Below are 14,062 nucleotides of genomic sequence, written 5' to 3'. Positions count from 1 at the left end.
TTATGGTACAGACCGAAATCGACCTATGGGCCAATTTTCTCGAAATCTCCGGCGAACAGCTTGACTGACGGAGTGATAGAGAGGCCGCCCGGACGTACTTCTCCAGAGATCAAATGCCGAAGCGTCTTTCCGGTATCTGTCTACCGGATTAGGCTGAGACGACGGCAACCCGCCGTCGGCCCGGTTGACCTACTCACGAGGACGCCATGCTGGTCACCGTCGCGCAGCCGCCGCGCTGAAGTCGCCAGGTCGAGACATTCCGATGTCGCCCTTGAGCCTGGAGTGCCGCTGGCTGGCCGGCGGCGTGCTGATCACCGTCAGCGGTGAGGTCGATCACACCAACGCCGACCGGCTGGAGTCCTACGCCGGCCGCGTGCGCCAGCCCGGCCGGCCGCTGCTTCTCGACCTCGGCCGCCTGACCTTCATGGACAGCAAGGGCCTGTACGTACTGCTGCGCCTGAACGCCGCCACCCGCGAGCAGGGCGGCGGCCTGCACCTGGTGGCGGTGCACGACGTACCGGCCCACCTGCTGGCGATCACCGGTGTGTGGGACGCCCTCACCACTCATGACAGCCTGGCGCAGGCCCTCGCCACCCTGGCCGGCACACCGTCCACGCCCGCCCCGGGGAAGATCACGTGAACCTCGCCTCTCATCGCCGCCTGGACCGGGTCACCGTGATAAGCGTCGCCGGGGAAGTGGACGCCACCAGCTCCGCCCGGTTGGAAACCTACATCGACGACGTCCGCCCGCGACTGGACGAGCACCTGATCATCGACGCGGGCCGGCTGGTCTTTCTGGACAGTTCCGGCCTGTCCGTGCTGGTCGCCGCCGCGGCGAACGCCCGCGTACACGGCGCAGGACTGCATCTGGCCGCACTCCAGCCACGCGTGGCCCGGCTGCTGGCGATCACGGGCGCCTGGCGGGTGATGAGCGTCTACGACCACGTCGAGCAGGCCGTCGCCGCGGTGGAGGCGATCATCGGGCCGCAACCGCCGGAAACCGTCCGGCCGGCTGAGCCCGTATAGCCCGCCGGCCGGCACGGGGACGCCTCCCCCACGAGGGGGTCAGCCGTCGTAGCGGGCCTGGCCGGCGCCGGGCACCCGCTCGCGGGCAAGGGCAAGGATTCACCTGCTCATGGTGATCGGTGGGTTCTGCGGGAGTACATCCCGCCCTGGTGCGGTACGACGTGGTTTTGACGGCAGCATGCGATCGGGGGAACGGTGGGAAGGACCTGGCCGGTTGTGGTGACGGTGTTCGCTGCCGCCGTGCTGCTGACGAGCGGCTGCGGCCCGGAAAGGTCCGGAACAAGCGGATCCGGCCCCGGCGAGGCCGGGCCCGGCTCGCCCGGCCAGGCCCAGCCGGTCATCACGCCGGAAGGCCGGCTGGTCTCCTCCGAAGACAGCGGGGACCTGCCCGAGGCCACGGCGCAGGTGGGGCTGGACTGCCAGAAGCTGCTGGACAACCGTGATTTCACGGGTGCGGCCACCAAGATGGACGAAGTGGCGGCCGCGGCCGGCAGCTCAGACGGCGAGCGCGCTGTCGCGCAGGTCTGCGGGGCGGCGGCGAAGGCGAACCTGCGGCAATGGGATCAGGCGCTCGAAGACGTCGACGCGGCCAACGAGCACCCCGAAGACCTGCCTCCGCAGATGCGCCCGCAACTGAGGATGTTGCTCGACGAGACGGAGCTGGTCAGCGCCGTCGCCTTGGACGACCGCGACCGGGTCCGCAGGGTGGTCGCCCGCCTCAAGAAGCTCGGCCGCATTCCGGACGAACACCTCAGGAACGCCTGCTTGGTGGCGTCCGATCCCGCCACGCTCCCAGAGTGCGCGGCGATCACACCTTCATCCGCCACGACCGGGCCCCCGCCGGGCGGAGAGTCTCCGTCGAACGAGCCGACGCCCCGGCCCGAGGAGTCCGGCACCGAGCCGACCACTGGGCCGACCACTGGGCCGACCACTGAGCCGACCACTGGGCCGACGTCTGAGCCGACGGAGACCGGCGGCGCCACCGAGCCGCCCGATGAGGACGATTCCACGCCGCAGGACGACACCGGCCCAGCGCCGAACGAGTCGTAGAGATCTCCGTCCATGAGCACCTCCGCACGTAAGGGTGACGGCGCGGTCGGTCAGGACTTCTCCCGCATGTGGGGCATCCTCGCCCACATCGTGACACCCACCACCTTCGTCACCGCGATCATGATGTATTTCGGCGCCGTGCGCGCCAACACCATGTACGGACGCCTCGGCGTGGATCAGAGCATGCTGGGCCTGTCCATCCAGGACTACGTCCTGCGCAGTGTCACCCTGACGATCGAACCGCTGGTCCTGGTCCTGATGGTGGCCCTGATCGCGCCCCCGGCGCACGCGTGGCTGGTCCGGTCCGCCGGCCGGCATCGCACCGCCGCGACGCGGGCGATCGCGGCGGCGGCCGTGCTCGGAGTCGCGGGCGCCGTGGTGGGGATCCTGGGGATGGCCGGCTGGGCGGGACTCCCGCCGTTCGTCATGCCGATCTGCCTGGGCCTCGGCATCTTCGTGCTCGTCTACAGCGCCTCCCTGTACCGCAGGGTCGACCCGCGGCCGACTGCCTCCGGCACCGACCAGACCGTCCGGCGCACCGTCTGCGTGGCGCTCCTCCTGGTCCTGCTCCTGTGGGCGGTCACCGAGTTCGCCCAGCTGAGAGGACGGGAGGCGGCCGACCGGTATCGCATGGACCCGGGCAGGCTGCCGAGCACGGTGGTCTACGCGGCGCGACGCCTGTACTTGGAGGGCCCCGGCATCACGGAGACCACGCTGCCGGACCCCCAGGCGATGTTCCGCTACCGATACACCGGCCTGCGCCTGCTGATCCATTCGAACCAGCGCTACTTCCTCCTCCCCGCCTGCTGGGCGACGAGCCCGTGGGCCCGGGCGATAGCGCTGCCCGCCGACGCTTCGGTGCGGCTGGAGTTCTTCGTGCTCAAGGTGCCGCCGGTGTGCCCGCGCTGATCGACGTTCAGGGTTCGGCGCCCCCGCGCGGGCAGCCCGCTGCGGACCGACCACCTCCTCCGGGCGGGGACGCGACCTGTGCATGTCACCTCGCCGCATCGGGCTCTACTCGTGCGGATGCGGGTAGGCGGGTGAGCGGTGCTGGAAGGACAGAATGGCGGGGTTCTGGATGACACCGTCCCGGATCTCGATGGCCCGCCGGACGGTGTCGGCCTCGTCCCACGCCTTGGGGCCGCTGAGCACGGTGCGCAGGTGTGGCAGCAATGCCGCGCTGATCTCCCAGGTGGCCGAGTCCCACAGGTACGACGGGCTGTGGTCGACGCCGTAATAGTCGATGTTGTCGCCCACCTTGAGCATCGGCTCGGTGAACGACGTGGGCCGTGCCCAGCTGAAGCCCATCCCCTCATCGCAGGACACGTCGATGATGAGCGTGCCCGGCGCGAAGGCGGCCAGATCATCCTCGGTGACGAACGTCAGCGGGTCGTCGGTGTTCTGCAGCACGCAGTTGACGACGATGTCGTGGTCGGCGATGAAGGACGCGAGCGGCACCCGGCCGTCGTCGGTCAGCGCGTAACTGCGGTTGAGGTCGTCGGCCTCGTGCTCGAAGCGTACGATGCGCGCCGAGTGGATCGGCGAGGCGACCGCGGCGACGTCACGGATGGTGAGCAGGTCGATGTCGTGCACACCGTGCGCGCTGAGGGCCGTGACCGCTCCCCTGCCGGTCGCCCCGAAGCAGATGACGACCGCGCGCAGGCGCCGGCCGTAGTCCCCCGTGGTCCCGGTGAGCGCCATGGCGTGCAGGACCGAGCAGTAGCCCGCCAGCTCGTTGTTCTTGTGCAGAACGTGCAGGTTGAACGTGCCGTCGCTCTTCCAGTGGTTCATCGCTTCGAAGGCGATCAGCGTGAGCCGCCGGTCGATCGCCGACTGCGTGACCTCCGCGTCCTGGACACAGTGCGGCCACCCCCACAGGATCTGCCCCTCGCGCAGCTCCCTGAGGTCCTGGACCAGCGGCTTGGGCAACAGGATGACGTCACACTCCGCTACCAGACGCTCCCGCGAGAGGAAGCCCGCGACGTACGGTGCCAGGTGCTTGTCGGAGATGCCGAATCGCCGGCCATAGTCGTGTTCGAGGTAGATACGGTCCCGGAGATCGGCGTCGATCCGATCGAAGTGCAGCGGGTGGATCGCCAGCCGGTGCTCGTTCTCCTTGCGCGACTGTGACACGACTCCGAGACTGAGCTGATCCATGGGGCTCCCTCTATCGCCCCCACACGCCACACCCGGGACATCAGGCGACGTTCCATCACATGCTCACGTATGGGAGGTCAGCCAGAGTACTGCCGGAGCCGACCGGCCGATGCCTCAGATGCGGTTCGACCCCTGCGGAAGACGGCGGCTACCTCGGGGAACACACCCTTCCGGAAGCTGGTGAGGTACTGGAAGGTACCGAGGACATCTCGTGCGCCGGCACTCAGGCCGGCCCTGACCGCTCCGCGCCCGCACATGTCCCGGCTGCTGCACATCACCGGTCTGGACCGGGGTCTGCCGATGGTGATCGACCTGTAGTCTCCGTACCCCCGAAGGCCAATAGTCCTAGTTGCGATAGGACTATTGGGTTAGCGTTTCGCCCCTTGCGAGGAAGGCTCAGGTGTCCTGATGCTGATTTCCATCGATCCGGCGGACGGCACTCCTCTGTTCGAGCAGATCGCCGCCGCGGTTCGCTCCGGGATCGTGGCCGGCTCGATTCGCAGCGGGGAGCGGATGCCGACCGCGCGAGAGTTGTGCGCGTCGCTCGGCGTGAACCGGAACACCGTCCTGCACGCCTACCAGATGCTGCGTGACGAAGGGCTGATCGAGCTGAGGCGGGGGCGCGGGGCCACGGTCACGGCGCAGGCGGAGCAGCTCAGCCGGTTGTCGGCCGCCGTGGGCCTGCTCGTGAACGAGGCGCGGGAGCTGGGCGTCTCGGCTGAGACACTGTCCCGTCTCGTGAAGGAGTCGTACGCGTGAGGTTGTCCGCGGCGTTCTTCCTCTGGGCGGTCCACCGCGCGACGTGGACCGAGGCCGGCATCCAGGCTCGGCCGCTGATCGCTCGACCCGCGTTCACGTACTCGCCGAACGCCATCCACCACGAAACGGTGAACCACCATGAACAGCCCTGACCAGACACTGACGGCGACGGGCCTGACCAAGCACTTCGGCAGTCGCGAGGCCGTATCGGACCTCTCGTTCGAGGTCCGTGCCGGCCGGGCCTTCGGACTCCTCGGACCGAACGGCACCGGAAAAACCACCACCGTGCGGCTCCTGACCGGCCTGCTCACCCCGACCCGCGGTTCGGTGACCCTGTTCGGTCAGACGCTCAGCCGCTCCAACGCAGACGCGCTGCGGGCCCGCGTGGGTGTCCAGACGGACACCCGCCTCTACGAGAATCTCAGCGTCCGCGACAACCTGCGGACCTGGGGGGCGCTGTACGGGCTCGCCCCGCGCGTCATCGAGCGACGGATCGGGGAAGTGCTGGAGGTGCTCGGCCTGTCCGACCGCATCGGCTCGCTGGCCGGGGAACTGAGCAAGGGCATGCGGCAGAAACTGTCGGTCGGCCGAGCGGTGCTGCACGAGCCCGACCTCCTCTTCCTCGACGAACCGACCGCCGGACTCGACCCCGAGGCCGCGATCGAGCTGATCGACTACGTCAGGGGCATGATCGAGACTCTGCGCACCACGGTCGTCATCTGCACCCACCAGCTCCACGGCCTCGAAACGCTCTGCGATGACGTCGGCATCCTCAACAAAGGTCGCCTCGCCGTGACCGGCGAGGTGCGAACACTGCTACGTCAGCGCTGGCCGGAACACCGCTACCTCCTCGAAGTCGACGGTGATCCCGCCTCGGCCCGCGACGTCATCTCCTCCGCCATGGGCAGAGCGGTGGAGTTCTCGACCGTCGAGGGCCGGCTGAGCTTCGCCCTGAGCAAGGAGGAGACGATCTCGTCGGGCGTCGCCGCACTGGTGCACAGCCGCATCCAGGTCCGAGCCGTCATCCCCCGCCGGCCCACGATCCAGGACCTCTACTTCGCCACCATCAACGACGGAAGCACAACATGATCAATCGCTACCGGCTCCAGGCCCTGATGCGCAAGGACTGGCGCGAGCTCGCCCGCAACAAGCAGGTCATCGCCCCCCTCGTCATCCTGCCGCTGGTATTCGTCGTCATCATCCCGGGGGCCGTGCTCCTGCTGGGAAACAACTCCGCCGCCCTGACGACGACGGTCGCCGGCCTGCAAGGTTTCCTCGACAACCTGCCCGCGCAGGCCCTGCCGGCCGGATACTCCTCCGAGCAGCTCATGGTGTACGCGATCATCGTCTACTTCATGGCCCCGTTCTTCCTGCTGATCCCGGTGATCGTGGCGAGCCTCACCGCCAGCTCCAGCTTCGTCGGGGAAAAGGAACGCGGAACCATCGAGGGACTTCTCTACACGCCTCTCACCGACCGCGAACTCGTGCTGGGCAAGGTGCTCGCCTCCGTGATCCCCTCCGTCCTGCTCACCTGGGCGTCCTTCCTGGTCTACACCGTGCTCGTCAACACGCTCGGGGCGTCACTGATGGGCGGCCTCTTCTTCCCCACCTGGACGTGGGCGATCAACATCTTCGCGCTGGCACCGCTCGTGGCGTTCCTGGCGACCTGCCTCATCGTGGCGATCTCCGGGCGCTCCACCACCATGCAGGGCGCTCAGGGGACGGTGGTCCTCATCGTCGTGCCCGTCATCGCACTGATCGTCGGTCAGGCGACCGGACTCATGCTGTTCGACACCGTGATCGCGGGCGTCGTCGCCGCCGGGCTCCTCGTGATCGACGTCGCGATCTTCATCCTGGCCGTCGGCCGATTCCAGCGAGAGCGCATCGTCACCCGCCTGTAGCCACCTGGCGCGGACCTCCCCCGAGCAACCGGCCCGGAGTGACCGGGTGACCGGCCCCGGGTGACCGGCCCGGAGTGACCGGCCTCGGGTGCGCCGGTCAGGCGGCGGCACGCTCGCCTCCGGTGGACAACCGCAGCAGTACCACCCCGTACATGCGGTCCGCCGGGCACAGACCCCACTGTTTGGAGTCCTCCGAGCTTGGGTGCTCTCCGCGCAGCACCAGCATGCCCGGCGGCACGCGGGCGGGCCGGTCCCCCGCCACCCAGGGCGGCACCGGGTCCCCGGCCACCGCGACGACCCGTTTGACGTACCATCCGGCGGCTCCGGAGAGGTCGATGGGACTGTTCCACCCGGTATGACGGTCGGGCCGCTGGACGACCACGATCTGGCCGGGCCGGGCCCGGCGGCGATGGCGCAGCACCAGCAGCACATCACCGTGCAGCAGGGCCGGGGTCATGCTGCCGCCCCGCACGGTGACGGTGGACAGCAGCAGCCGGGCCGCCAGCCCGGCCCCGATGACCAGTGCCGCCACGCCGGCCCAGCTCAGAACCTGGTTCATCCGGCGCCCACCACAGTCGACGCCTCACCGCTCGCCCCGCGCGACACCTCACCGCTCACCCCGGGCGGTGGCCCGACGCTCGCCCCAGGCGGTGGCCCGGCGTTGCCCGCCGACGGGGCCGGGGACTCCCGGTAGCCCTCCGCCTGGGTGCGGAAGAGCTGGGCGTAGACGCCGTCCGGCGCCACGGTGAGGGAGTCGTGGTCGCCGCTCTCCAGGACCCGGCCGTCCTGCACGACGACGATCCGGTCGGCCCGGCGGACGGCGCCGAGCCGGTGGGAGATCAGGACGCTGGTGGAGCCGGCGCGCAACTCCCGCAGCCGGTCGTGGACCGCCGCCTCGGCCACGGCGTCGAGGCCGGAGCTGGGCTCGTCCAGGATCATCAGGTCGCGGCCCTGACGCATGAGCCCGCGGGCCAGCGCCAGGCGCTGCCACTGCCCGCCGGAGAGGTGCACGCCGCTCACCAGCGCGGCCTCCGCACTGCCGTCCGCACTGCCGTCCGCGCTTTCCGCGTGGAACAGCCTGCTCAGCATCGTCCGGTAGCCGGCCGGCAGTTGCTCGACGGTCTCGTGGACCCCGGCGCGCTCGGCGGCGGCCCGGATCCGGTCCTGATCGTCGATCGCCGCCAGGTCCCCGAGCCCGATGTTCTCGGCGGCGGTGAGGTCGTAGTCCATGTAGTCCTGGAACACCGCGCCGATCCGCTGACGCAGTTGCGCCACCGGCACGTCGCGGATGTCCACCCCGTCCCACAACACGGAGCCGCGCTGCGGATCGTAGAACCGGCAGAGCAGCTTGACGAGTGTGCTCTTGCCGGCCCCGTTGAGCCCGACCACGGCCAGGCTGGTGCCGTACGGGATGGTCAGGTTCAGCCCGCGCAGCACCCACGGGAAGTCCTCGCCGTAACGGAACCACACGTCGCGCAGTTCGATGGCGTGGGCGAGCGGGGGCAGCTCGCGGGGTCGCGAGGGCGCGGCCAGGTCGTCCTTGACCCCGACCACCGTCAGATAGTGGTGGAAGACCAGAGTGGACTGATGTCCCGACGCGATGCCCTGCACCAGGACGCTGAGCCCGGACTGGAGCCCGGCCAGGGAGGCGATGAAGATCGACACATCACCGATGCTGATCGTCCTGGCGGCTGCGGCCTGCACGGCCCACAACAGCCCGGCGGCCGACAGCAGCGCCCCGAGGGCGGCGAGGCAGACCTGGACGCGCACCACGCCCCGCTCCAGCCGGTCTTCGGCGTTGTTGGCCGCGCGCAGTTCGGTGAGCATCCGGCCGTGCAGGAACTTGCCCAGCCCGAACAGGCGAACCTCCTTGGCGGCCTGTAAATCCGTCAGCAACATCTGGTAGAAGAGCTTGCGCCGCATGCCGGGGCTGGTGCGCCACATCAGCCCCGCCCGCCGCCGGCTCAGCGTCAGATGGGCGATCATCGCGGGTGCGGCGGCCACCAGCGCGGCACCCGCCATGACCGGGCTGATCGCCACCAGGGTGCCCAGGAACCCGGCGATGCCCAGGATCCCCTGCAGGGTGGACAGGCCCATCTGGACAAGCTGGTCCGGGGCGTGTTCGGCGGACTGCTGGGCCAGCCGCAGCCGGTCGTGGAAGCGCGGCTCCTCCAGGCGTGCCAGCCCGCCCATCCGGCTGACCGCGTTGAACAGCCGGTCTTGTGAGTGCAGGCCGATGGCGCGCCGGGCGCGCCCCTGCGCATAGGTGGTGACGGCCGAGGTGGCGGCCATCGCGATGCCGAGAGCACCGATGCCGGCCGCCATCCACACCAGCGCCCCGGTACGGGGGGTGGGGGCGGCGAGTTCGTCGAGCGCGACCTTGGTCAGCCAGGCGGCGGCCACCGGCGCGATGCCACCGATCACCGCCGTGACACCTTGGAGGAGCAGCATGCCGGGGCTGGCCTGCCAGGCCAGCGCGTAGGCCGCCTTCATCCCGCGAACGACGGAGGCACCGGGCTCCGTACCGGAATCGTCGCCGCTCACGGCACCGGAATCGTCGCCGCTCATGGCGCTGACGGCCGTGCGGTCTCGCCCAGCCCCTGCAGGCCGACGCTGGCGGCGGTGACGACCCCGTCGGAGCCGTAGTGCGCGAACCCGGGATAGAAGCGGGCCCCGAAAAGAGCGCCGACCGGCGCGTCGAGGAATTCGGGCACCACATAGTCCGCGACGCCCGCGAGCCGGGCGGTCAGCTCGCCGCCGGCCGCGTCGACGCCGACCACCGTGGCCAGCACCCGGCCTCCCGCGGCACGCACCCGGCGCGCGTGCTCGCCGAATTCGGGCACGCTGTCGTCGCAGCCCGAGCAGTCGAGCGACAGGAAGGCGATCAACGCCAGCCGGCCTGCCAGCTCCGCACGGGTGACCGTCGTGCCGTCGGCGGTGGTCGCGGTGAAGTCGGGCATCCGGTCTCCGGGCGCGATGCCCAGCTCCGGGTCACCGGCGGAGACGGGACCGTGCTGGTGGGCGCCCGGCGGAGCGCTCGGACGGGCCCGCCGGCGACGGACCACGGCCAAGGTCAGCACGACGTTCAGCGCGGTGAGCGCCGCGACCAGCAGCAGTCCTGCGACGAGGTATTCCACGAATGTCCTTTCCGGCGCCGGTGCCGTCTCACCGGCCGCTGTTCCCGGCCGTGACCGGGGACGCGAAGAGCGCGGCGATGTCATCGACGAAGACGATCAAAGTGGTGAGCACGCCGGCCGAGACCACGGCCAGCACGATCCCCGGTATCTGGCCGGGAACGCCGTCGCCGAGACGCGTCGCCACGAACGCGCCCAGGCTCGCCGCCGTCAGCAGCACCGCGTTGCGGGCGATGTGCCAGCCGCCCATGGTGACCTCACTGGCACCGAAGCAGGCGCACGTCACCTTCTTCCCGCGGGCCACGACGAGGACCGGGACGGCCGTCAGGCCGCAGCAGAACAGCGCGGCGGCGAGGAACCCGGCCGTGACGGTGGCCGGCAGGGCCAGCAGCAGCGCGATGAGCAGCTCGGCGGCCGGGACCAGCACGGCCAGCGGGCGGCGCAGGCGCGCGGGGATGAAGTCGAAGCCTGCCAGGGAGGCGGCGAAGACACCTGAGGAGCGCAGCTTGGCCACCGCCGCGAGTGTCATCACCGCCGCCAGGGTGAGGCGGCAGGCGAACGATACGTACAGCACGGAAGCTCCTGGAGGTGGTGGTGCGCGAACGCACGGCCACGCGCGTCCGGGGAATGCCGGGGCCGGTGTGGCCGCCCTCGGCGAGGGCGGCCACACCGGCGCGATCAAGCAGGTGTCACGCAAGCCGGCCGGGGTGGGTATCAGCAGTAGTTGTTGCTGTAGCTGTACCAGGTGCCGTAGTGGACCGAGCAGTTGCCGCTGGTCGAGACGACGCGGCCGAAACAGACACCGTTGATGTACTTGTACTGCATCCACGAGTCCGGGGGGCAGCCGGCGTCGGCGGTGGCCTGGGGAAGCAGCGCCTCGACGGCGCGGGTGACACGCTGGGTCACACTTCGCATCATGGTTTCTCCTTGGGGGTGAGGTGATCTGTTTCCGCACACGGGACGAACGCCGCCGAAGAAGGGGCGAACGCGGCCCGCGAGGGCATGGGGGGTGCCTTCGAGAGGCTAGGGAGAGACCAGCTCGGACCGCAGGGCGGCGAGGCCCGCGCCCGCCGAGGTCACCATGCTGTCGGGTCCGTACCAGGCGTAGCTCGGGTAGTGCTTGGCTCCGTACCGCGTCGACAGCTCGGCTCCGGAGTCCTCGGCGATCACGATGTCCATCACGGCGCCGAGCCTGGCGGCCAATTCGCTGCCGGCCGAGTCGTCGCCGTGGACGATCGCCAGGGACGTCCCGCCGGCGGCCCGCAGCCGCTCGGCGTGCCCGGCGAAGACGGGCACCGCCTCGGCGCAGGCCTTGCAGGTGAGGGAGAAGAACCCGACCAGGATCTCCTTGCCGAGCAGGGTGCGCTCCGTCACGACGGTGCCGTCGAGGGCACGGGCGGAGAAGCTCGGGATCCGATCGATCATCCGGACGGTGGACGCGGCTCCGGCCGGGGGGAAGCCAGGACCGCCTGTCGCCTCCAGCTCTCGCCATCGGCGGAGCACGACCAGCAGGATCGCCAGGTTCAGTACGCTGACGACGCCGACCAGCACCAGCCCCACTACAGCGAACGTCACGACATGGGTCCTCTCCCCGAACCTATGGGCACCGGTACACCGTGGCCACTTGTCAGATGATCTACTAGAGGAGCCCTCAGCCGCAATGCCCGGTATTTGCGGCATTGTCATGATTCCGTGGCAAACAGCGGATCGCGTCAGGGGTTCAGGGCCTTGCGCAGCGCGGCGGTGACCAGCTCCATCGCGGTCCTGGTGGCGTTGGTGTCGCGCAGCAGATCGACCATGGCGAAGTCGTGCACCATTCCGCCCAGGCGGACCGCGGTGACGTCCACGCCGGCTTCGCGCATCTTGGCGGCGTACGCTTCGCCCTCATCGCGCAGCACGTCGGCCTCGCCGTTGAGCACCAGCGCCGGCGGCAGGCCGCGCAACTGGTCGAGTTCGGCCCGCAGCGGTGAGGCGTAGATCTCGGCCCGCTGCTTCGGGTCGGTGGTGTACTGGTCCCAGAACCACTTCATGCCGTCGCGGTTGAGGTAGTAGCCGGTGGCGAACTGCTTGTACGACTCGGTGTCGAAGTCGGCGTTGGTCACCGGATAGAGCAGCACCTGGCACTTCAGGTCCACATCGCCGCGCTCCTTGGCCTGCAGGGCGAGGACGGCCGACATGTTGCCGCCGACCGAGTCGCCGACGACGGCCATGCGGGAGGGATCCAGCCCCCGTTCCCGGCCGTGGGTCATCACCCATTGAGCGGCGGCGTAGTTCTGCTCGATCTGGGTGGGGTACTTGGCCTCGGGCGCACGGTCGTACTCGGGAAAGACCACGGCGGCGTTCACCCGGGTGGCCAGCTCGCGCACCAGCCGGTCGTGGGTGTGGGCCGAGCCGAACACCCAGCCGGCGCCGTGGATGTAGAAGATGACCGGCAGGTCGCCGGTGGCGCCCTTGGGCTTGACGATGCGGATCGGGATCACCCCGGTGGGGCCGCCTTCGACCTGGATCCAGTCCTCGTCGATGTCCGGCTTGGGGACGCTCGCGTCGGACTGGAGCTTCTCCAGCACGTCGCGGCCCTGCTCGGGCGGCAGCTCGTAGATGAACGGGCGTTTGGCGTTGGCGTCGGCGAACTGCTGAGCGGCCTGCTCCAGGACGACCTTCTTGCTGATGACGCTGGTCATGTCGTGTTCCTCTCATCAAGCTGGAAGGGCGCGGCCCACCAGCCGATGCCCCCCGGAAGGTGTGTGTGGCGGTTGATGGCGCCGGTCAGACGGGGAAGGCGGCCACGTCGCGGCCGGCCTCGCCCGTGCGGTTCGCGTGCCGGCGGAAGCCGTCGCGGCTGTCGTTCGGCTCTGCGGCAGCGGGTCGCCGGTGACGTCGAGGCCCGGGACCACGCCGGCGGTGCGGCAGGCTGCTGCCGCTTGCCGTCGTTGCTGTCGAACACGGATCCGGCCCCCACGGTCAGATGTCGTCTGCCGGGGGATTCAGGCCGGTTCTTACCCGGCTCTTCTCCGCTCAATCTGTCGCGAAGCCGACGCCCGCCCTGTCCTGCAGATCGACGCATGACCAGCTTCGGCAGGACCGCGGCGACACCATCGAGGTCGCCGGCTCAGGTACGTCGCTTCGAGCGCACGGCATGCTGACGGCTGGGCGCGGAGTCACCGGACGAGGCGATCCGGGTGACCAGGGAGCGGGCGGCGTCATCATCGAGCAGCAGGTCCAGCAGGCTCAGGTAGAGCTCCTCCCTGTTGACAGGGGTCTCGTAATAGCCCTTGCGCCCGCGGTGCTCCCGCAACCTGCCCCACAGTTGGCTGAGCGCGCAGTGCGCCTCTTCGGCCCCGGAGGCGTCGAAACCGCCCGCGTAGACGGCCGACCAGAGCGACGTGGCGACGTCGGAGAGCCCGGTGTCATTCATGGCGCACCCTTGTCGCCGTTCACGGGTGCGGGCTCGTTCGCCACCTCGATGGCGTCACCCGGTGCGGTGACGATGAGGGCGAGCATCGTCTCCGGCGCTTTCAGCGTCTTTCTCATCGCGCTGCAGGAGAGCAGCCGCCTGACCTGGACGACCGCTTGTCCGGCGAAGCCGTTGGCCGCCTGCGAGACCACCTCTTCGTGCACGGCCGCCCGCAGCCGGAGCCGCGTCGCGCCGTTGTAGTGGACCAGTAACCGGTGCAGATGTCTACCGGTATCTAGCGGCTTCATCCGCATTGCATACTCCATCGAGGAATTGCCGTGATCTGATGAGAAACCCTTGCACATGATTCAGCCGGAAAAAGCCTGTCAGTACGCATTTTGTCAGCCGGGCGGAGACAATTGACCGGGCTTGAGGACGATCACTCGCTTGCATCTCGTCGTAGCGATCCCACGGTCGCGCAAGCAGCGCATGGCCCTGCCGGCCGCAGCTCCCCGTTACACCTGGGTGAGATCCACGCCCAGGTCGTACCCTTCTCCGACAGGTCGGCCGTGGCGGTCGAACAGGTCGAACAGGGCGGCCAGGACGCAGGCTGAACCGTGGAGGACGCGAGGGCGAGCAGT

18 protein-coding genes are annotated in these 14,062 nt (G+C 69.5%); 8 read left to right on the top strand and 10 right to left on the bottom strand.

What is annotated here, in order from left to right:
- Positions 1–271: 271 nt before the first annotated feature.
- From ACWD0F_RS10125 to ACWD0F_RS10110, 4 genes are all read left to right on the top strand, one after another.
- The gene (locus tag ACWD0F_RS10125; protein WP_449873830.1) at positions 272–640 is read left to right on the top strand and encodes an STAS domain-containing protein; all 369 of its coding nucleotides are present in this window, start codon (positions 272–274) and stop codon (positions 638–640) included.
- The gene (locus ACWD0F_RS10120; protein ID WP_449873828.1) at positions 637–1,026 is read left to right on the top strand and encodes an STAS domain-containing protein; all 390 of its coding nucleotides are present in this window, start codon (positions 637–639) and stop codon (positions 1,024–1,026) included. Before ACWD0F_RS10125 ends, ACWD0F_RS10120 begins: the two co-directional genes overlap by 4 nt.
- Before the next feature lie 219 nt (positions 1,027–1,245).
- Positions 1,246–2,076 (top strand): hypothetical protein, encoded by an 831-nt coding sequence (locus ACWD0F_RS10115; RefSeq protein ID WP_449873826.1) that lies wholly within the window; start codon positions 1,246–1,248, stop codon positions 2,074–2,076.
- A gap of 12 nt (positions 2,077–2,088) precedes the next feature.
- Entirely contained in the window at positions 2,089–2,985 is an 897-nt protein-coding gene (locus ACWD0F_RS10110) for a hypothetical protein (protein ID WP_449873824.1), read from the top strand.
- A gap of 105 nt (positions 2,986–3,090) precedes the next feature.
- Here ACWD0F_RS10110 and ACWD0F_RS10105 read toward each other — a convergent pair whose 3' ends face one another.
- On the bottom strand, positions 3,091–4,233 hold the full coding sequence (locus tag ACWD0F_RS10105) for a N(5)-(carboxyethyl)ornithine synthase (protein WP_449873822.1): 1,143 nt from the start codon (positions 4,231–4,233) through the stop codon (positions 3,091–3,093).
- Positions 4,234–4,641: 408 nt separating this feature from the next.
- Here ACWD0F_RS10105 and ACWD0F_RS10100 point away from each other — a divergent pair, with 408 nt between their 5' ends.
- The 4 genes from ACWD0F_RS10100 to ACWD0F_RS10085 are packed head-to-tail and all read left to right on the top strand — an operon-like array spanning position 4,642 to position 6,893.
- The gene (locus ACWD0F_RS10100; protein WP_449873820.1) at positions 4,642–4,992 is read left to right on the top strand and encodes a GntR family transcriptional regulator; all 351 of its coding nucleotides are present in this window, start codon (positions 4,642–4,644) and stop codon (positions 4,990–4,992) included.
- Positions 4,989–5,144, top strand: a complete 156-nt coding sequence (locus ACWD0F_RS10095) for a hypothetical protein (protein ID WP_449873818.1) — start codon at positions 4,989–4,991, stop codon at positions 5,142–5,144. Before ACWD0F_RS10100 ends, ACWD0F_RS10095 begins: the two co-directional genes overlap by 4 nt.
- Positions 5,131–6,081, top strand: coding sequence for an ABC transporter ATP-binding protein (locus ACWD0F_RS10090; protein ID WP_449873816.1), 951 nt, complete (start codon positions 5,131–5,133; stop codon positions 6,079–6,081). Before ACWD0F_RS10095 ends, ACWD0F_RS10090 begins: the two co-directional genes overlap by 14 nt.
- Positions 6,078–6,893 carry an ABC transporter permease subunit gene (locus tag ACWD0F_RS10085; RefSeq protein WP_449873814.1) on the top strand — a complete coding sequence of 272 codons (816 nt, stop codon included), beginning with the start codon at positions 6,078–6,080 and terminating at the stop codon, positions 6,891–6,893. The genes ACWD0F_RS10090 and ACWD0F_RS10085 overlap by 4 nt, the downstream gene beginning before the upstream one ends.
- Positions 6,894–6,990: 97 nt before the next feature.
- Here ACWD0F_RS10085 and ACWD0F_RS10080 read toward each other — a convergent pair whose 3' ends face one another.
- The 9 genes from ACWD0F_RS10080 to ACWD0F_RS10040 form a co-directional block, all read right to left on the bottom strand.
- Positions 6,991–7,452, bottom strand: coding sequence for a S24/S26 family peptidase (locus tag ACWD0F_RS10080; RefSeq protein ID WP_449873812.1), 462 nt, complete (start codon positions 7,450–7,452; stop codon positions 6,991–6,993).
- A complete protein-coding gene (locus ACWD0F_RS10075; RefSeq protein WP_449873810.1) occupies positions 7,449–9,461 on the bottom strand; it encodes an ABC transporter ATP-binding protein in 2,013 nt (670 codons plus the stop codon). Before ACWD0F_RS10075 ends, ACWD0F_RS10080 begins: the two co-directional genes overlap by 4 nt.
- A complete protein-coding gene (locus ACWD0F_RS10070) occupies positions 9,458–10,030 on the bottom strand; it encodes a peroxiredoxin family protein (protein ID WP_449873808.1) in 573 nt (190 codons plus the stop codon). The genes ACWD0F_RS10075 and ACWD0F_RS10070 overlap by 4 nt, the downstream gene beginning before the upstream one ends.
- A gap of 28 nt (positions 10,031–10,058) precedes the next feature.
- On the bottom strand, positions 10,059–10,601 hold the full coding sequence (locus ACWD0F_RS10065; RefSeq protein ID WP_449873806.1) for a MauE/DoxX family redox-associated membrane protein: 543 nt from the start codon (positions 10,599–10,601) through the stop codon (positions 10,059–10,061).
- Positions 10,602–10,741: 140 nt separating this feature from the next.
- A complete protein-coding gene (locus tag ACWD0F_RS10060) occupies positions 10,742–10,945 on the bottom strand; it encodes a hypothetical protein (protein WP_449873804.1) in 204 nt (67 codons plus the stop codon).
- A 105-nt stretch (positions 10,946–11,050) separates the two neighbouring features.
- Positions 11,051–11,602, bottom strand: a complete 552-nt coding sequence (locus tag ACWD0F_RS10055) for a peroxiredoxin family protein (protein WP_449873802.1) — start codon at positions 11,600–11,602, stop codon at positions 11,051–11,053.
- Between the two features lie 137 nt (positions 11,603–11,739).
- Complete coding sequence (locus ACWD0F_RS10050; RefSeq protein ID WP_449873801.1) at positions 11,740–12,708, bottom strand: alpha/beta hydrolase; 969 nt, start codon at positions 12,706–12,708, stop codon at positions 11,740–11,742.
- Positions 12,709–13,136: 428 nt separating this feature from the next.
- Positions 13,137–13,442, bottom strand: a complete 306-nt coding sequence (locus tag ACWD0F_RS10045) for a hypothetical protein (RefSeq protein WP_449873799.1) — start codon at positions 13,440–13,442, stop codon at positions 13,137–13,139.
- Complete coding sequence (locus tag ACWD0F_RS10040) at positions 13,439–13,729, bottom strand: hypothetical protein (RefSeq protein ID WP_449873798.1); 291 nt, start codon at positions 13,727–13,729, stop codon at positions 13,439–13,441. Before ACWD0F_RS10040 ends, ACWD0F_RS10045 begins: the two co-directional genes overlap by 4 nt.
- Positions 13,730–14,062 lie beyond the last annotated feature (333 nt).

The sequence above is a fragment of the Nonomuraea sp. NPDC002799 genome, assembly GCF_053592075.1.
This window is presented reverse-complemented; position numbering and strand designations above follow the sequence as displayed.